Source organism: Acutalibacter sp. LFL-21, from assembly GCF_025630755.1.
GTDB classification, from domain to species: Bacteria; Bacillota; Clostridia; order Oscillospirales; family Acutalibacteraceae; genus Acutalibacter; species Acutalibacter stercoravium.
Genome location: NZ_JAOTNT010000006.1, coordinates 182,589 through 198,850 on the forward strand (window position 1 = coordinate 182,589; position 16,262 = coordinate 198,850).

Sequence of the window (16,262 nt, forward strand, 5' to 3'; positions counted from 1 at the left end):
ACTCCTTTCTCCACCAGCACTCAAGTGCGGTAATCGCCGTTGATCTTCACATAGTCATAGGTCAGGTCGCAGCCGTAGGCCTCGGCGGAAGCCTCCCCCAAATGGAGGTGCACCAAAATTTCGATCTCATGCTCGGAGAGGACCTGGGAGGCCTCCTCCTCGGAGAAGGGGATGCCCGCGCCGTTTTGGCACACATCCACCTGGCCTTTGGCCGAGCGGAAGGACACGTCGATCTTGTTCACGTCCACCGCCGCGCCAGAGTAGCCAATGGCGCACAGCACCCGGCCCCAGTTGGCGTCTGCGCCGAACATGGCCGCCTTGAACAGGGTGGAGCAGATGACGCTTTTGGACACGGTGCGGGCCATGGACAGGTCCGCGGCGCCGTCCACCCGGCAGATGAGCAGCTTGGTGGCCCCTTCCCCGTCCCCTGCCATCAGCTTGGAGAGCTGGCGGCACACGGCTTCCAGTGCCTGTGCAAAGGCGTCGTAGTCCGGGCCGGGGGCGGTGATCTCCGGGTTGCCCGCCGCACCGTTGGCCAGGATGGCGAAGGTGTCGTTGGTGGAGGTGTCCCCGTCCACGGAGATCATGTTGAAGGTCTTTTCCGTCACCTGGTGGATGGCCTTGTCCAGCATGGCCGGGCTGATGGCGCAGTCCGTGGTGACAAAGCAGAGCATGGTGGCCATGTTGGGGTGGATCATGCCGCTGCCCTTGGAGATGCCCCCCACCTTCACGGTTTTGCCGCCGATCTCCACTTCCGCCGCCGCTTCCTTCGCGATGGTGTCAGTGGTCATAATGGCGGTGGCCGCGGCGTGGGAGCCGTCTGCGCTCAGGGCCTTTACCAGCTCCGGGATGCCCGCCTGGATGGGCTCGATGGGCAGCACCTGGCCGATAACCCCGGTGGAAGCCACCACCACGTCCTGGGGGTCGATGCTCAGGGCTTGGGCGGTGAGATCACACATGGTCTGGGCCTTTTCCTCGCCGTCGGCGTTGCAGGTGTTGGCGTTGCCGGAGTTGCAGATGACAGCCTTGGCGGCGCCGTCCGCGATGTTCTTCTGGGTGACCAGAATGGGCGCGCCCTTTACCAGGTTCTGGGTGTACACGGCGGCGGCCGCGCAGGGAGCCTCGCTGTAAATCATGGCCAGGTCGGGCTTGGATTTATTCTTGCGGACGCCGCAGTGGATGCCCCCGGCCACAAAACCCTGGGCCGCCGTAACGCCGCCTTCTATCATCTTCATAGGTTGATTCCCCTCTCTACTTAATCTATGTGGTTCCCCTGTTTAGAAGGCTGGAGGGACAATAGTCAGTCCCGCGGTCTCCTCCAGGCCGAAGCTCAGGTTCATGTTCTGAATGGCCTGGCCCGCCGCCCCCTTGACCATGTTGTCGATGGCGGAGATGGCGATGAAGGTGCCGGTGCGGCTGTCCACAAACAGGGACACGTCGCAGAAGTTGCTGTAGCGCACGTTCTTCACGTTGGCCACCTGGCCCTTTCCCAGCAGGCGGACGAAGTACTCCCCGTCGTAGCGGGCGTGGTAGGCCTCCCACAGCTGGTCCTCGGTGACGCCGGGCTTCAGCCTGGCGTAGCAGGTGGCTAGGATGCCCCGGTTGATGGGCAGCAGGTGGGGCACGAAAGTCACCTTCAGGGGGCTGCCCTCTATTTTGGACAGCGTCTGCTCAATCTCCGGGGTGTGGCGGTGGGCCGCCACCTTGTAGGCGGTGAAGCTCTCATTGAGCTCCGGGTAGTGGTTGCCCTGGGTGGGCTTTCTCCCAGCGCCGGTGACGCCGGATTTGCAGTCGGCGATGATGCCCTCCTGCTCGATCAGCCCGGCCTCCAGGGCGGGCACCAGGGCCAGGGGCACCGCCGTGGTGTAGCACCCCGGGTTGGCGATGACCTTCTTCCCCCGAATCTTCTCCCGGAAGAACTCCGGCAGGCCGTACACCGCCTTCTCATGGAGGGCCTTGTCCTGGTATTCGCCGCCGTACCACTCCTGGTAGGCGGCCTCGTCCTCCAGGCGGAAGTCAGCGCCCATGTCGATGAAGGTCTTGCCCAGGGCGTCGCACTGGGCGGCCAAGTCCTGGGAAAGGCCGTGGGGCAGGGCGGCAAAGACCACGTCGCTTTGCTCCACCACCTGGTCCTGGGTGCCGCAGACCAAATCAATCATCTGGCTGTAGGCGGGGTACACCTGGGAGAGGGCCATGCCCTCAAAGCTGACGGAGCTGATGGCAGAAAGCTCCGCCTGGGGATGGCCCGCGATCAGACGGCAGATCTCGCTGCCCGCGTAGCCCGTGGCCCCCACCACGCCCACTTTAATGGGTTCCATGTCACTTTTCCTCCTTTTCCAGCAGTCCCAGCACCCGCTGGGCCTGGGCTTTTACGTTCTCCGGGGCGGGGCCGCCCAGCACCTTCCGGCCGCCCACGCACTTCTCCAGGGAGATAGCGCCGTACACGCCTTCATCGAAGTCGGGGCAGACAGCCCGGTAGTCTTCCAGGGGCAGGGTCTCCAGGGTCAGGCCCTTCTGGATGCACAGGGCCACCAGCTCCCCGGTGATCTTATAGGCGTCCCGGAAGGGCAGGCCCTTCTCCGCCACCAGGTAGTCGGCGCAGTCCGTGGCATTGATAAAGCCCCCGGCGGCCGCGGCCCGCATCTTGTCCTCCTTCACGGTCATGGTCTCCACCATGGGGATGAGGGGCGTCAGGCACAGCTTGAGGGTGTCCACCGCGTCGAACACAGCTTCCTTGTCCTCCTGCATGTCCTTGTTGTAGGCCAGGGGCAGGCCCTTCATCATGGAGAGCAGGGCCATCAGGTCGCCGAACACCCGGCCGCTCTTGCCCCGGATGAGCTCGGCAATATCCGGGTTCTTCTTCTGGGGCATGATGCTGGAGCCGGTGGAGAAGGCGTCGTCCAGCTCGATGAACTGGAACTCCCAGGAGCACCACAGCACCAGCTCCTCGCAGAAGCGGGACAGGTGCACCATGATGAGGGAGGCGTCAAAGGCGATTTCCGCGCAGAAGTCCCGGTCGGAGACGCCGTCCAGGCTGTTCTGGCTAATCTGGGAAAAGCCCAGCAGCTTCGCGGTGATGGTCCTATCCAAGGGATAGGTGGTGCCGGCCAGGGCGCCGCTGCCCAGGGGCATAACGTCCATGCGCTTCAGGGCGTCCTCCAGGCGGGAGAGGTCCCGCAGCAGCATCTCGGCGTAGGCCATCAAGTGGTGGCCAAAGGTGATGGGCTGGGCCCGCTGCATGTGGGTGTAGCCGGGCATCACTGTGGCGGCGTACTGCTCCGCTTTGCGGCACAGCACTTTCACAAAGTCCTTCAGCTGGGTCTGGACGGCGGCGCAGTCCTTGCGCAAGGTCAGGCGCACATCCAAGGCGACCTGGTCGTTGCGGCTGCGGGCGGTGTGCAGGCGCTTGCCCGCGTCGCCGATGCGGGCGGTGAGCTCCCCCTCCACAAAGGTGTGGATGTCCTCGGCGTCCGGGTCAATCATCAGGGCGCCGGAATCCAAATCGGCCAGAATGCCCTGCAGGCCCTTCACAATCTTCTCGCTTTCGCCTTTCTCGATGATGCCGCACTCCCCCAGCATGGTGGCGTGGGCCATGCTGCCCTCGATATCCTCCCGGTACATCCGGCTGTCGATGGAGATGCTGGAGTTAAAGTCGTTGGTCTTGGGGTCGGCTTCCTTTTGGAAACGGCCTTTCCAAAGCTTCATAGTGTTCCCTCCCGTGGAGTCTCTTAAAAAGGGCAAGGGGACTTTTCCCTTGGGAAAGCCCCCTCGTCCGGGTGGTCCATATAAAATGCCCTTACTTGTCGTAGGTCAGGCCCTTCTTCGCCTGGACCTTGATGGGCAGGCCGAACAGGTTGATAAACCCGGCGGAGTCGGCCTGGTTGTACACCTCGTCCTCGTCAAAGGTGGCGATTTCCTCGTCATACAGGGAGTAGGGGGAGGTGACGCCCGCGTCGATGATGTTGCCCTTATAGAGCTTCAGCTTCACGTCGCCGGTGACGGTCTCCTGGGTGGAGTCCACAAAGGCGGACAGGGCTTGGCGCAGAGGGGTGTACCACTGGCCGTTGTACACCAGGTCGGCGAACTTCAGGGCAATCTGCTGCTTGTAGTGATAGGTCTCCTTATCCAGGCACAGCTCCTCCAGCTTGTTGTGGGCGTGGTAGAGGATGGTGCCGCCGGGAGTCTCGTAGACGCCACGGGACTTCATGCCCACCAGGCGGTTCTCGATGATATCCGCCAGGCCGATGCCGTTTTTGCCGCCCAGCTCGTTGAGCTTGGCCACCATCTCCATGCCGGTGAGGGTCTCCCCGTCCAGCTGGGTGGGCACGCCCTTCTCAAAGTGCAGGGTGATGTAGGTGGGCTCATCGGGGGCCTGCTCGGGGGAGACGCCCAGTTCCAGGAAGCCCGGCTTGTTGTACTGGGGCTCGTTGGCGGGGTTCTCCAAATCCAGGCCCTCGTGGGAGAGGTGCCACAAGTTCTTGTCCTTGGAGTAGTTGGTCTCCCGGTTGATTTTCAGGGGGATGTTGTGGGCCTCGGCGTACTCAATCTCCTCTTCCCGGCTCTTGATGTCCCAGATGCGCCAGGGGGCGATGATCTTCATATCCGGAGCAAAGGCCTTGATGGCCAGCTCGAAACGCACCTGGTCGTTGCCCTTGCCGGTGCAGCCGTGGCAGATGGCGTCGGCGCCCTCTTTTTTGGCGATGTCCACAATGCCCTTGGCGATGATGGGACGGGCAAAGGAGGTGCCCAGCAGGTACTTGTTCTCATACACAGCCCCGGCCTTCACCGTGGGGTAGACGTAGTCCTGGATGAACTCCTCTTTCAAATCCAGCACGTACAGCTTGGAGGCGCCGGTCTTCTTGGCCTTTTCCTCCAGGCCGTCCAGCTCGGTGCCCTGGCCCACGTCGCCGGAAACGGCGATAACCTCGCAGTTGTTGTAGTTTTCCTTCAGCCAGGGGATGATGATAGAGGTGTCCAGGCCGCCGGAGTAGGCCAGCACTACCTTTTTAATCTCGTTTGCCATGATGGGTCCCTTCCTTTATTGCAAATTCAAAAGAGTCTTGGGTTTTGTGACACTTGCTATTATACACCCCTTTCGGAAAAAATCAAGGGCAAATTGCATATTTATTCATATTTTTTGCAAACCAACACGGGAGCGGCTTCTTTTCCCGTTATTTTCCCTATTTTCAGGGACAAAAATGAGGGAGCGGCTTGCGCAACTCCCATCCATTCCAATTTTTATGCAAAATATTCACCAAATTATACAGGAGACTTTTTGCCTGCCGGCTCCACTCCCTGCTCCAGGGCCTGGCGCTCCCGCTCCTTCCGCTGGTGGTGCTGGGTGATTTTCCGATACACCAGCACCCCCAGGCCGCTGATGGCCGCCGTAGCCACAAAGACAATGACGGCAAACAGGTAGTTCTGTGTGCCCAGGGCGTCCCCGCCGATGGTGGATGTGATCACGGAAGGAATGCGCGCCACCGTGGTAATAAGCACCCAGGTGCGCAGGCGCATGGGAGTCAAGCCCACGATATAGGTGAGCACATCCTTGGGCGTGCCAGGGATAAAAAACAGGATGAAGGCGATGAGGTTCAGCCGGCGGGCGTTCTGCAGAAACTTGAGCGAGTGGATTTTCTCCTCCGCGATAAACAGCGTGACGAACCGCATGCCAAACTTTTTTACAAAAAGGAAGATGGCAATGCTGCTCAGGGTGGTGCCCAAAACGCACAGCAGCGTGCCCTCCAGAATGCCGAAAGCATAGCCGGCCCCAATCTCCAGGGGCTCTCCAGGGATGATGGCCACAAAGACCTGAAGCATCATCATGCCCAAAAAGGCCAGCCGCCCCCAGATCCCGTGGGTGTCCACCCAGTCCCGAAACTGGTCCGGCTGGGAGACAAACTGCAGCATGGGCTTGCCCACAAACCAAAACACCAGGCCCATGGCTGCCAGGGCCACCCCCAAGCACACCAGGGCTACAATCCGTTTTCTTTTTCTCTCTCGCTTTTCCATAGACTCGCTTTCCCTTCCGGACCTGCCAGGGCGATCCATTTACCCTTTCTTTTCTTTTTAGTATAAAAGAAAGCGCTCAAGAAATCTTAAACAGTTTCTGAATTTTTTCTTCCATTGCCGCGGGCTTCCCTGCGTTCCGAAGGGCCCGGGCGGGCGTCTTTGGAAATTTTTCTCAAACCCCTGTAAGGAATGCCTAAAAAACCGTAGAATAAAGACAGAGAGGGAAAAGGAGGAGTGAGAAGGATGAAGGACCGGGACATCATCGAGCTGTTTTGGCAGCGCCTGCCCCAAGCCGTGGACGCGGTGGAGGAGGCCTACGGCTCTCAGCTACGGGGCCTGGCCGGGAACCTGCTGCCCGACCCCCAGGACGCGGAGGAGTGCCTGAACGACGCCTACCTGGGGCTGTGGAACAGCATCCCGCCGGCAAAGCCCCAGCCCCTGCTGCCCTATGCCCTGCGGGTGGTGCGCAACCTGTGCCTGAAGCGCTATCACTACAACCGGGCCGGCAAGCGGAACCGCCAGCTGGACGTGGCCCTCTCGGAGCTGGAAAACTGCCTGGCCGGGTCCTCCACGCCGGAGAGGGAACAGGACGCCAAGGAGCTGGGGGCCGCCTTGAACGGCTTTGTCAAAGGGCTGTCCCACCGGGACCGGGTGCTGTTTTTGGGGCGCTACTGGTACGGCAGCTCTTACAAGGAGCTGGCCCTGAAGCTGGGGATCACGGAGAACAACGCGGCCGTGCGGCTCTCCCGCCTGCGGGACAAGCTGCGGGCCCACTTGCAGAAAAAGGGGGTTTTGGAATGAACGGAAAAGACTTGATGCAAGCGCTCAACGACATCGACGAACGGTACATCGAGGAAGCCCTGCCCTGGAGCGCTGCCGTGAAAAAGGAGCGCCATCCCGTGTGGGCCCTGGCCGCCGGCCTGGCCCTCTGCCTGGGGCTGGGGGCGGGCGCCGCCCTACTGTTCGGCGGGCCTCTGCTCACCTCGGGGGACCCGGGCCCGGAGGTCACCACCCTGGAAAACGCTGCCACTGGGGAAGCCCGGGCGGCAGAACAGGAAGCCCCGGAGGTACCCATCCCCCACCTGGAGTTCGCCGTGAGCGACAGCGGCATCGGCGCGTCGGTGGGCGGCGTCTACGCGGAGGGCGTCATCCAGCGGACCCTGACACTGGATGAGCTCTCCTCCCTGCGGGAGCAGCCGGGCCTCTCCTGGATGGGGGACTATTACCTGACCGGCACGGCCCTCTTTGACGAGAACGGGGGCACCCTCCAGGTGATGGTGGCGGGGTACGACCCCTCCATCGTGGATGAAAGTTTGGAGACCTTCCCCGTGGAGAAAACCCCCGCCTTCCTGCTGGCGCTGGGACAGGAGGATCTCCCCACTCAGATCGAGGAGCAGCTGGCTTTTCTGGGGGAGCCCAACAACACCGTGGAGGGTGTGGGGGTGCGGGCCGCCCAGTTTCCCTACCAGGGCGGCTACATCGACCCGGTGAGTGGGGAATCCATCCAGGTGGATTCCACCCTGTACTGCACCGGCTACACTCTGGACGGCGCCAGCGCGGGCCTGATGGCTGTTGGCGGCGACACCCTGACAGAGGAGGAGGCCCAGCACCTGGCGGAGGTGGCGGCAGGCTATGGGGTATATCACGGCCTGAGCCTGGAGGACATCTCTGCTGAACCCAAGGGCAAGGATACCCCCAACGTGAATTACGGCGACTCCTACCACCTGACCGTGCTGGGGCCCCTGGGCATTCCCCAGGAAGAGTCCTCCGCCTCGTCCCAGGCGGAAAGCGCTGTGTCCTCTGAGATCGAGTCCCAAATCGACAGCTCCGCTGTACGCCAGGAACCGGCAGCATCCCCCACCGTGGACCTGTCATTTACATCCCGCCCAGAGGGGGACAACACGTTCTCTGACGTTTGGAACACCTTTACGGAGCTCTATTTGGAGCCACAGGACCAGGCTCCCCACGGGGCCAAATCGGACTACACTCTCAGTGAGGAAGAACTGGCCTCCATCTGGGGCGGGGCAGTGCCTTGGCGCGATATGCTGACAGAAAATGACGAGGTATTGGCCTACGGATATTTCTCGGATGAGGGCGAGCTCATCAAAGTCTTTGTGGGCGGCTACCGGGATGACCCAGACACTGAGAACCATGAGATGTTCCAACTCTTTGCTGTCAGCCTATACAACATGGAACCAACAGGAACCTGGGGGCAGGACGTGGAAGAGGTGCTGGCTTTGGCCGGCGCCACTGTCAACAACATGGACGTAGCCACCCAGCAGATCTTCTCCCCCGTGGAGTACGAAGACGGCAGCACCATGGACCACACCGCTTACAGCGCCGCCTTCCAACCTGCCGCAGGCCCCGCTTTTATGGTGGTAGACGCCTTTGCCAGTCAGGTCTCCTTCAGTGAAGAAGAAGCCAAAGGCTTTGTGGAGCAAGTGACAGGCGGCTCCCTCTACAACGGAGTGAACCTAGACGCCATTGCAAAAGGTGAATGAAAAAGAAACTTGGACGCAGAAAAGGGGCCTCCCAGGCGAGAGGCCCCTTCGTTTCTTTCTTCAGCTGGTGCGGGTGATGTACTGGCAATAGACGTACACGTTTTGGATCTTCTTGGCGGTGACGCCATCCGAGGCCTCTACCTCGGGCTGTGTCTCCGAGGGGGTGATGTGCAGCTTCACGGCGATGGCGTCCTGCCCCACCCGCATTTTGCGAATGGGTTTGTAGGCGAAGTTCCGGGGCTCGATGCCCACAAAGTCGTGGAGCACCTGCTCGGTGGCCCGGTCGGTGAAGCAGCGGAGGATGTCCTCCGTGCTGTACATGTCGATGATGGCCTTGGCCTCCTCAAAGCTCAGGTTGGTGGAGTGGTAATCCCCCGCGCCGATGACATACATGGTGCTGTTATCCAAAAGCAGCAAAGGTTCTCTCTTATCCGGCATATCAGGTGCCCCCTTCTCTTGGAATTACGCAGGCGGCCGCATTGCAGCAAACCATACATTTAATTTTCCTGCTTTCATTTTATTATATAGAGTTTGCACTCTCTTTACAAGAGTCCCAAGGGTTTGTTAAAAAATAAATTAGTACAAAGTTTCCCTTCCTTTTCTGGAAGCCTCCCCCTCAAAGTAGAAAAAGGGCCCCAGAAGGGGCCCTTTTAGGAGATCTGATAGTCTTTCACCTGCGCGTACAGGCGCTCATCCACCTGTGCGGAAAGCCGCAGGCCTTCTGGCACATACTCCTCCGAGAGCACGGCCCCCTCCTCCCGCAGCTTGGCGGCCAAGCCCGTTTTGGCAAAGGGCAGCAGCAGCTCCACGGGGAAGGTCTTTTCCGGCAGGGCCTCTTCCACAGCTGCCAACAGCTCAGGGATGCCCTCCCCGGTTAGGGCGCTGATGCGCACCGCGCCAGGCAGGCGGGGGGCCAGGTCCGGGTCCTCCACGGCGTCCCACTTGTTCAGCACGGGGATGATGGGGTGCCCGGCGGCGCCCAGTTCATTCAAGAGCTGGCCCGTCACCTCCAGGTGCTCCCGGGCCTCCCCGCTGGAGGCGTCGCAGACGTTCAAAAGGATATCCGCCGTTGCCGCCTGCTCCAAGGTGGACTTGAAGGCCTCCACCAAGTGGTGGGGCAGCCGCCGGATGAGCCCCACCGTGTCGATGAGCATGACGGTCTTGCCGCAGGGCAGCTTCAAGGCCCGGGCGGTGGGGTCCAGGGTGGCGAAGAGCTTGTCCTCCGCCAGCACCCCCGCCTGGGTGAGCTGGTTCATCAGGGTGCTCTTCCCCGCGTTGGTGTAGCCCACTAAAGCCACGGTGACAGTGCCGTCCTTTTTCCGGCGGTGGTCGATGACGCCCCGGGCGGCCTCCACCTCTTTCAGCTGTTCCTTCAAAGAGCCGATGCGCCGCCGGATGTGGCGGCGGTCCGTCTCCAGCTTGGTCTCGCCGGGGCCCCGGGTGCCGATGCCGCCCCCCAGCCGGGACAGGGCCGTGCCCTGGCCGCCCAGCCTGGGAAGCAAATACCGAAGCTGGGCAAGCTCCACCTGCAGCTTGCCCTCTTTGCTGCGGGCCCGCTGGGCGAAGATGTCCAAGATCAGGGTGGTGCGGTCGATGACCCGCACCTGGCAGGCCTTCTCCAGGTTGCGGATCTGGGTGGGGGTCAGCTCCCGGTCGAACAGCAGCAGGTCGATCTCCTCCTGCCGGCACAGCTCGGCGGCCTGTTCCACCATGCCGGAGCCCAGGCAGGTAGCGGTATCCGGGGCGGGGCGCTTCTGGGTCAGGGTGAGCACTGGGTCTGCCCCGGCCGTGCGGGAGAGCTCCTCCAGCTCCCGCAGGGACGCTTGGGCGTCGAACTCCCCCGTGTCCAAAGACACCAGCAGGGCCCGCTGGGGCCGGGTCTCATTTTCATACAAGGGCATTCCCTCCTTTTTCAAGGGTCAGTCCCTATGATAGTACAGAAACGCCCGAACGTCAATGGATTTTAGGCCTCCAGCTCCACCACATAGGTAACGCCGGAGCGGTTCAAGGCGTGATAGAGCCCCGTCTCCCCTGTGAAAGCCCCCTCTGCCAGCTGGGCGGTCAGGCCTTCCCCTGTCACCGTGATGCCGCCCGTGCCGTAAGCCGCCTCTTCCCCGGAGAGCCACACCTCTGTGAACACATCCCATCCCCCATCGGAACGGGGGAGCATGGCGGGCTTGCCCTGGGCATAGACCGTCAGCTTGCGGGGCAAAAAGGGCAGGGTGACGCTGGCCGCCCCGCTGCCCGTGCCCGCATAGCTCACCAAAGCGGTCCGCTGGGAAAGAAACTGCTTTTCCTCCGCTGTCAGGTGCAGGGCCGCGTTAGAGATGTGCCCGCCCGCCAGCTGTTCCAATTTTTGATTGTCCTGCAAAAAGTCCGCCCACTCCGGGCAGTCGGTCTGCTCCCACAGAGAGAGCCCCAGGGTGGTGGAATGATTGGTTGCAGCCATATTACGTCTCCTCCTCAAAATAGTCTTCCAGGTCTTCCCGAACCGCCTGATCCAACTGGGCCCAGGTGAGGCCCAGGCCATCCCACTCCTCAAAAGAATGGGGGTAGGCGTCCCAGGCCACCCAGGTGATGGACTCCTCCCACGCCCATGCCAGGTGGGCGGGCAGCAGCTGGTCCAGCTCCCGCTGGGCTTCCGCCTGGGTGACGCCCAGCAACCGGCCCAGCACCACCGTGAGGCCGCTCTCCCCCTCCAGGAGCAGTCCCCGCACTCCGGCGCCGGGCAGCAGCGCCTGCACATCCGGCGGGGTAAACCCATCCCGCTGGATGGCGAGCCGGCACTGGACCATCTCCCGGCAATCCTCCAAGCTGGCACGGGCCCTCTGGGGCCGGAACAGAGCTTCCCACTGGGCCAGCTTTTCCCGGCTGGCCGTGGCTGGGAACAGGTCGCCCAACAGCTGGTCAAACCGTTCCTCCAGCAGGGCAAAGCCCGCTCCGTAAGCGGCCAGCTCCCAATCCACAGGCGAGGCCCCCGTCAGCTCGTAAAGGCCGGTGCCCTCCAGCACCTGGGCCAGATGCTCCCGGGCGCTCATGCAATCTCCCCCACAACCACATTGGAAAGCCGGAGGATACTGCCTTTCACACTGGGCACGTCGCGCATGGTGCTGGGGAATTCCAGCTTTTCCACCGGGACAGCGGAGAGCACCACCCGGCTGATGTCCGTCAACAGGTAGCCGTCCCCCACGCCAAGGCCTTTGAAAAACTCCCGCAAGGCAGCTTCAATGTCCTCCTTCGCCTGTTCCAGGTCCAGCTCCTCAGAAAGCTGGATATTCACCAAAACGCTCACCTGCACAGCCCGGGCCGCCTGCACCGTCACTGTCACGCCCACCTCCCGCTGGGCGTCTAAATCCGCCTTCAGCGCGGCAATTGTATCGTTGGAGGGGGCGGCGTCCTCCCCCCATAAGTAAAGGGCCACCGTTCCCGCCCCGCTGGAGCGGGGCACCACCTGCACGGAGGTGATTCCCTCCCGGTTCAGGGCAATCTCCCGGTAATAATCGGCGTTGGTGCCGTTGGGGCTGTGGGCCCAGGCGTCTAGAATGCGCTTGCGGTAGGCCTCGTCCTCTTCTGGGTCTTGGCCACCGGTAATAGGGCTTTCATTGGCGGCGTAATTGATACCCACGGGTGCTCCCACCAGGGTTGTCACATAGCCGGCCGCCGCGTTGCCCGCAGCGCCTGGGACAACCGCCTCCACCGGCACATCCACTGTCAGCTCCCCCGCCTGCAGCACCGCCTCCTCTGTGGTGGCGTACTCCACCACTGGTTCTCCCGAGGTGGCGCACACCGTGCCCTTGGGCACCACCAGGTCAAAAGAGAGGGGAAGGTACCGGGAAAAGGACACCACCCCAGCGGCCTTCTCCGCCTGCTTTCGAAGGACGCCCCGCTGGGCCCCATGCAGGTCCAGCTGCTTTCCCGTTGCCGTTTGGGGAAAGGCCTGCCGCTCCAGCCATTCCATAGAGGCCTCCAGCCGGTACAGCTCCCCAGCCAGGGCCCGCATCCGCAGGCCCACGTCGGAGACATCCTCTATTTTGCACCCGCTTTCCCGCTCATACGTCTCCTCCATGCGCCGGAGGATTCCTTCAAATTTGTCCATCCGATTGCTCCTTTCCAGGAACGGCAACCTGCCCCGTCCCTTCGGGTGTGGTGATTGTAAACGTCCAGACCCAGTCCTCCTGGTCAAACATGGCTTGCCCCACCTCTACGCCGGGGCAGGGGAGCAGCGCCTCCCCCGCCAGGGCCCAAGCCCGCTGTACGCTGTTCTCCTCCTGCGGGTCCAGCCCAGCCAGGCCGCTGCCAAGGTCCGGGACATAGGGAATACTCCCCCTGGGCAGCCGCAGCCGCATGGCCGCGTTTTGCAGCGCCTCCTCCAAGCCGGAAACCCGCTGGGGGAGGCCGTTGGGCCCCAGGGCTATGCCGCCATTTTCCCATTTCATGTCCATAGAAATCCCCCCGTTACAGTTCCTTCGGCGGGAAGCTTTGGCCATTGATGACCACCTCTCCCGTGTTCTTCAGCAAAATCTCCGCCCCGCCCGCAGAATAGATACGCACCTCTCCCTGGGAGAGGTCTCCATCGGGGGCGGCAGCCATGCCCGCGCACACCCCGTCCAGCATCAGGGCACGGCCTCCCTCCGCCGCCGCGGCGGAATAGCCGTAAGGGAACAGCAGCTCTGGGGAATGGTATTCGCTTTCCCCCTGGATGCGCAGCTGCTCTCCCGTTCCGGACACCTGCCCCCTTCGGAGCCTGGCCCCAGAGGAGCGGCTTCCCTGCCTTGTCAACCACATACGCCGGTCCCTCCTTCCAAGGTAAGCCGCGTGCGTTCCCCGCGGCTGTTTCGGGCATAGCGGGCAGCGCGCACCGGAAGATCTACAAAGCGCCCCAAGGGGCCGGCCTGCCCGCTGGCCAGCGCCCCCCGGACAGGCCAATACAGCCCCGGGCACTCCACAATGAGCAGCCGGCTCTCCCGCTGCCCCTCCTGCAGAAGAGCCCGGGGGTCCCGGCCGTCCTCCATGCTCACATAGCGCTGGCGCTGAATTCCCAGAGACGCGCCCCCGCGGAAGGGGGTGTCGTAAGTTCCCCGGTAGCTCTGCTGCCACACAGTGCTCAACTGTTTGCAGTGCAGCAGGGAAAACTCTGCCCAAAGCACAGGCCCCGCTTCCACCCGGCTTTCCGGAAGACTCTCGCAGTGGAGCACACCGCTGCTGTCTACCCAAGGGGACACCCCCAGGTAGTCCTGGCAAAAGCCTTCCAGCACCTCCCAGCAGCTCATGCCTTTTTCAACTGTCATCTCCCCCGTTTGGGCGCCCTTTTCCCCGGCATATCCCGCCAGCCCCAAGGGCTTGAGATACTTTTCCCACAGGGCCTCTAAGGAAGGGGAACGGAGCACAGCGGGCTGGGCTTCATTGTCCAGCAGAAGCGCCTCCCAGCTGCGGCACACCAGCTCTACCTGAAGCCCGCTTTCAGACAGGACTGCATTCTGTTCGTCCACAATACCCCCAAAAAGCAGCTTGCCCTCGTGAAAAACCCGCACAACAGAAAGCGCCTCCCAAGGCTCTTCCGCCGGGAATACGGCGGTCAGCTGGTCTGCAGGTGCGTCCCTGTCGTAAAGCAGCTCCACGGACAAGGGTTCTCCCAGCAGCATCTCTGGCCCCTGGGGCAGCTCTCCCCAAAATGTCATGGCACCACCACCTTCTCTCCCGCCTCCAGTTCATTGATGTTTGGAATATGAGGGTTGGACTCTACCAGCGCCTCTATGGGAAGGTCCCATCGGTTGGCGTAATCCCACAGGCTTTCCCCTTCCTGCGCCCTGTAGGTTCCCCTTCCCGAAAAGGCAGGCTGCCCCTTCCATTCCGTAAAGGAAAAGCTGTACCGAACCAGATCCTTTCCCTGGGCTCCGGTGAGCTCCAGCCGGTCCATCAGCGCCCAGAAGGGGGTGAGCCCAGGCAATTGCAGCCTGCCCGGCCCCTCTTGCGCATAGGCACGCTGCAGGGCCGCCCACCGCTCCATGCAGTCCGCCCCGGAGAAGTACCCCTCCCCAGTGACCTTGCGGCGCTGCTGTCCCAGTTCCTCGGCCCTGCTTTCCCCATAGGGAACGCGGACCTCCGCCACATTTCTGGCGCTTTCCACCTGCAGAGACACTGGGTTATCCCGCCAGGTGAAATCCCGAAAGCGCATCCCCATCAGCCGCACAGCCGCCCACCTCCTTTACAGGGAAGCCGGGTAGCGCCGGCTGTCCCGCTCTACCTGCCGGGAGACCTCCTCGGCCCTGTCCCGGCTGGTTTCACTTCTCTCTTCCCTCATGGCGTCTCCTCCATTTCTTCCCGGTTTGCGGCAAGGAAGACCGCCTTCCCTGCTGTAAGCTCCAACCGTTTCCACCGGCACCCCGTATAGCGCGCCTTTCCAATCTGCGCGGTAAACACCGCCATTCTCTCCAAACCAGAGGCGTTTTGAAGCCCCTCCAGCTCCACCTGGTATAGGACCCCCGGGTCCCGCAGGGCAAAGGGCTCTTCCTCCCCCACTGAAACCAGCTCCTCACCGGAAAGGGAAAGGGACACCGATACTCCTGCCGCCCGGTACGCCTTCCCCCCCAGAAGGATTTCCCTGCCCTGGAGGGAGAGGCCCTCCTCCCCAGAAAATAAGGCTCGCAGAACAGCGCAGCGCTGACGGGTCAGGTTGTCGGTCCGGCCTGTTTCCCGCGTCAGCTCCCCGCACCCGGGGCACTGCTCCCGCAGCAGGCTCCACAAGGTGGAGAACACCTGTTCCCGCTGGGATTCCTCCGGGGCGAAAATCCAAAAGACCAGCTCCGTCTCCTGGCGGCCATCTTGCAGGCGCTGCGCCGCCACCTGGCCGCAGACCACCGGGCGCGCCAGAAGCCGGGTGCCCCAGCCGGGATCATAGGCCCGCCGGAAGTCCACGTTCTCCACATTTTCCTGGAAGAGCTCCAGCAGCCCCTCCAGCAGGTCAGTTTCCGCCATCGTCTTCCCACCTTTCCAAAAGGGCCTGCTCCCACAGCCGCCGGCCGCCCAAAGTGACCTCCTCCGCGCGCAGCACCCGATATGCCTGACCGCCCTGGGTCAGCTTTCCACCCCGGGCCCCCAGCAGCTCGGGGAAGCTGCCGGCAAACCGGTACAGAGGCGCGGCCAGCTTGCCCAGCAAGTGGGGGCGCTCCCCCCACAGGTCGGCCTTTTCCTCCCCCCAGGGGAACACCACCCCAAATCCCTGGGCGGGGTCCTTCCCCTCTTGCACAAGGGACGCCCTGCCTGCCCGGCGAAACCACTCCTTTTCCCTGCTCCTCATGGCTTCCACCTCACTTGGGAAAAATAAAAGCCCGGTTCTTCCAGTGCGGAGGCAACGGCCCGGCGCTTTTCCTCTACCAACAGGGCGGCCCTCTCGCTGCCTCCCCCCTGTGTGAGTTTCACCTCTCCCGCTGTGATGCTTTGGGGCGTTACGGCCTCCTCTGTTAAAAGCAGCTGATAAAAGGCCTGGGCCGCCGCCAAAACTTCCAGCCCTGCTTCCCATTCTTGCAGCTCTTCCTCCGTCAAACAGGAGCGCAGCCGCCCCTGCACCTGCCGGGCGCACTGGGCGCACAGCGCCGCACAGAGCGCTTCCCGCTCCGTGCCCTCCTCGTCTGCGGCCTCCCCGCTGAACCGGGCAAATTCCTGCTTGACCACTGCCAAATCCAATTCCAATGAAGCAGCCTCCCTTCCATGTAAATCAAAAAGGAAGAAAAGGGGGACAGCTGTCCCCGTCCC

19 protein-coding genes are annotated in these 16,262 nt (G+C 62.5%); 2 read left to right on the forward strand and 17 right to left on the reverse strand.

Going from position 1 to position 16,262, the window contains the following annotated elements:
• Positions 1-20: 20 nt before the first annotated feature.
• From argJ to ODJ80_RS09160, 5 genes are all read right to left on the reverse strand, one after another.
• The gene (gene argJ, locus ODJ80_RS09140; RefSeq protein ID WP_263041830.1) at positions 21-1,235 is read right to left on the reverse strand and encodes a bifunctional glutamate N-acetyltransferase/amino-acid acetyltransferase ArgJ; all 1,215 of its coding nucleotides are present in this window, start codon (positions 1,233-1,235) and stop codon (positions 21-23) included.
• Positions 1,236-1,277: 42 nt separating this feature from the next.
• Positions 1,278-2,318 (reverse strand): N-acetyl-gamma-glutamyl-phosphate reductase, encoded by a 1,041-nt coding sequence (gene argC / locus ODJ80_RS09145; RefSeq protein WP_263041831.1) that lies wholly within the window; start codon positions 2,316-2,318, stop codon positions 1,278-1,280.
• A gap of 1 nt (position 2,319) precedes the next feature.
• Entirely contained in the window at positions 2,320-3,705 is a 1,386-nt protein-coding gene (argH, locus tag ODJ80_RS09150) for an argininosuccinate lyase (RefSeq protein ID WP_263041832.1), read from the reverse strand.
• A 91-nt stretch (positions 3,706-3,796) separates the two neighbouring features.
• On the reverse strand, positions 3,797-5,023 hold the full coding sequence (locus ODJ80_RS09155; RefSeq protein ID WP_263041833.1) for an argininosuccinate synthase: 1,227 nt from the start codon (positions 5,021-5,023) through the stop codon (positions 3,797-3,799).
• Between the two features lie 236 nt (positions 5,024-5,259).
• Entirely contained in the window at positions 5,260-6,009 is a 750-nt protein-coding gene (locus ODJ80_RS09160) for a TVP38/TMEM64 family protein (protein ID WP_263041834.1), read from the reverse strand.
• 243 nt (positions 6,010-6,252) lie between these two features.
• On the opposite strand from ODJ80_RS09160, the gene ODJ80_RS09165 reads away from it, so the two are divergent.
• Both ODJ80_RS09165 and ODJ80_RS09170 read left to right on the forward strand, forming a co-directional pair.
• A complete protein-coding gene (locus tag ODJ80_RS09165) occupies positions 6,253-6,810 on the forward strand; it encodes an RNA polymerase sigma factor (protein WP_263041881.1) in 558 nt (185 codons plus the stop codon).
• Positions 6,807-8,510, forward strand: coding sequence for a hypothetical protein (locus ODJ80_RS09170; protein ID WP_263041835.1), 1,704 nt, complete (start codon positions 6,807-6,809; stop codon positions 8,508-8,510). Before ODJ80_RS09165 ends, ODJ80_RS09170 begins: the two co-directional genes overlap by 4 nt.
• A gap of 60 nt (positions 8,511-8,570) precedes the next feature.
• Here ODJ80_RS09170 and ODJ80_RS09175 read toward each other — a convergent pair whose 3' ends face one another.
• The 12 genes from ODJ80_RS09175 to ODJ80_RS09230 all read right to left on the reverse strand — a co-directional run bounded on the left by ODJ80_RS09175 (position 8,571) and on the right by ODJ80_RS09230 (position 16,199).
• Positions 8,571-8,948, reverse strand: coding sequence for a hypothetical protein (locus ODJ80_RS09175; RefSeq protein ID WP_178865008.1), 378 nt, complete (start codon positions 8,946-8,948; stop codon positions 8,571-8,573).
• Positions 8,949-9,160: 212 nt separating this feature from the next.
• Entirely contained in the window at positions 9,161-10,411 is a 1,251-nt protein-coding gene (gene hflX, locus ODJ80_RS09180; protein WP_263041836.1) for a GTPase HflX, read from the reverse strand.
• Between the two features lie 62 nt (positions 10,412-10,473).
• A complete protein-coding gene (locus ODJ80_RS09185; RefSeq protein ID WP_263041837.1) occupies positions 10,474-10,959 on the reverse strand; it encodes a hypothetical protein in 486 nt (161 codons plus the stop codon).
• A 1-nt stretch (position 10,960) separates the two neighbouring features.
• A complete protein-coding gene (locus tag ODJ80_RS09190; RefSeq protein ID WP_263041838.1) occupies positions 10,961-11,548 on the reverse strand; it encodes a YmfQ family protein in 588 nt (195 codons plus the stop codon).
• Positions 11,545-12,606, reverse strand: a complete 1,062-nt coding sequence (locus ODJ80_RS09195) for a baseplate J/gp47 family protein (protein ID WP_263041839.1) — start codon at positions 12,604-12,606, stop codon at positions 11,545-11,547. The genes ODJ80_RS09190 and ODJ80_RS09195 overlap by 4 nt, the downstream gene beginning before the upstream one ends.
• Positions 12,593-12,952, reverse strand: a complete 360-nt coding sequence (locus ODJ80_RS09200) for a histidine kinase (protein WP_263041840.1) — start codon at positions 12,950-12,952, stop codon at positions 12,593-12,595. The genes ODJ80_RS09195 and ODJ80_RS09200 overlap by 14 nt, the downstream gene beginning before the upstream one ends.
• A 13-nt stretch (positions 12,953-12,965) precedes the next feature.
• A complete protein-coding gene (locus ODJ80_RS09205; RefSeq protein WP_178865002.1) occupies positions 12,966-13,295 on the reverse strand; it encodes a hypothetical protein in 330 nt (109 codons plus the stop codon).
• On the reverse strand, positions 13,286-14,188 hold the full coding sequence (locus ODJ80_RS09210) for a hypothetical protein (protein WP_263041841.1): 903 nt from the start codon (positions 14,186-14,188) through the stop codon (positions 13,286-13,288). Before ODJ80_RS09210 ends, ODJ80_RS09205 begins: the two co-directional genes overlap by 10 nt.
• The gene (locus ODJ80_RS09215; protein WP_263041882.1) at positions 14,185-14,691 is read right to left on the reverse strand and encodes a DNA circularization N-terminal domain-containing protein; all 507 of its coding nucleotides are present in this window, start codon (positions 14,689-14,691) and stop codon (positions 14,185-14,187) included. Before ODJ80_RS09215 ends, ODJ80_RS09210 begins: the two co-directional genes overlap by 4 nt.
• A 116-nt stretch (positions 14,692-14,807) precedes the next feature.
• Entirely contained in the window at positions 14,808-15,485 is a 678-nt protein-coding gene (locus ODJ80_RS09220; protein WP_263041842.1) for a hypothetical protein, read from the reverse strand.
• On the reverse strand, positions 15,472-15,807 hold the full coding sequence (locus ODJ80_RS09225; protein ID WP_178864998.1) for a hypothetical protein: 336 nt from the start codon (positions 15,805-15,807) through the stop codon (positions 15,472-15,474). The genes ODJ80_RS09220 and ODJ80_RS09225 overlap by 14 nt, the downstream gene beginning before the upstream one ends.
• Positions 15,804-16,199, reverse strand: coding sequence for a hypothetical protein (locus ODJ80_RS09230; protein ID WP_263041843.1), 396 nt, complete (start codon positions 16,197-16,199; stop codon positions 15,804-15,806). The genes ODJ80_RS09225 and ODJ80_RS09230 overlap by 4 nt, the downstream gene beginning before the upstream one ends.
• Positions 16,200-16,262: the final 63 nt, after the last annotated feature.

Bases quoted from the DNA above. Each gene is read 5' to 3' on its own strand.
- argH (WP_263041832.1), bottom strand. From the start codon at position 3,705: ATGAAGCTTTGGAAAGGCCGTTTCCAAAAGGAAGCCGACCCCAAGACC.
- ODJ80_RS09205 (WP_178865002.1), bottom strand. From the start codon at position 13,295: ATGTGGTTGACAAGGCAGGGAAGCCGCTCCTCTGGGGCCAGGCTCCGA.
- argC (WP_263041831.1), bottom strand. From the start codon at position 2,318: ATGGAACCCATTAAAGTGGGCGTGGTGGGGGCCACGGGCTACGCGGGC.
- ODJ80_RS09165 (WP_263041881.1), top strand. From the start codon at position 6,253: ATGAAGGACCGGGACATCATCGAGCTGTTTTGGCAGCGCCTGCCCCAA.
- ODJ80_RS09175 (WP_178865008.1), bottom strand. From the start codon at position 8,948: ATGCCGGATAAGAGAGAACCTTTGCTGCTTTTGGATAACAGCACCATG.
- ODJ80_RS09225 (WP_178864998.1), bottom strand. From the start codon at position 15,807: ATGAGGAGCAGGGAAAAGGAGTGGTTTCGCCGGGCAGGCAGGGCGTCC.
- ODJ80_RS09190 (WP_263041838.1), bottom strand. From the start codon at position 11,548: ATGAGCGCCCGGGAGCATCTGGCCCAGGTGCTGGAGGGCACCGGCCTT.
- argJ (WP_263041830.1), bottom strand. From the start codon at position 1,235: ATGAAGATGATAGAAGGCGGCGTTACGGCGGCCCAGGGTTTTGTGGCC.
- hflX (WP_263041836.1), bottom strand. From the start codon at position 10,411: ATGCCCTTGTATGAAAATGAGACCCGGCCCCAGCGGGCCCTGCTGGTG.
- ODJ80_RS09185 (WP_263041837.1), bottom strand. From the start codon at position 10,959: ATGGCTGCAACCAATCATTCCACCACCCTGGGGCTCTCTCTGTGGGAG.
- ODJ80_RS09210 (WP_263041841.1), bottom strand. From the start codon at position 14,188: ATGACATTTTGGGGAGAGCTGCCCCAGGGGCCAGAGATGCTGCTGGGA.
- ODJ80_RS09220 (WP_263041842.1), bottom strand. From the start codon at position 15,485: ATGGCGGAAACTGACCTGCTGGAGGGGCTGCTGGAGCTCTTCCAGGAA.
- ODJ80_RS09170 (WP_263041835.1), top strand. From the start codon at position 6,807: ATGAACGGAAAAGACTTGATGCAAGCGCTCAACGACATCGACGAACGG.
- ODJ80_RS09160 (WP_263041834.1), bottom strand. From the start codon at position 6,009: ATGGAAAAGCGAGAGAGAAAAAGAAAACGGATTGTAGCCCTGGTGTGC.
- ODJ80_RS09195 (WP_263041839.1), bottom strand. From the start codon at position 12,606: ATGGACAAATTTGAAGGAATCCTCCGGCGCATGGAGGAGACGTATGAG.
- ODJ80_RS09215 (WP_263041882.1), bottom strand. From the start codon at position 14,691: ATGGGGATGCGCTTTCGGGATTTCACCTGGCGGGATAACCCAGTGTCT.
- ODJ80_RS09200 (WP_263041840.1), bottom strand. From the start codon at position 12,952: ATGGACATGAAATGGGAAAATGGCGGCATAGCCCTGGGGCCCAACGGC.
- ODJ80_RS09155 (WP_263041833.1), bottom strand. From the start codon at position 5,023: ATGGCAAACGAGATTAAAAAGGTAGTGCTGGCCTACTCCGGCGGCCTG.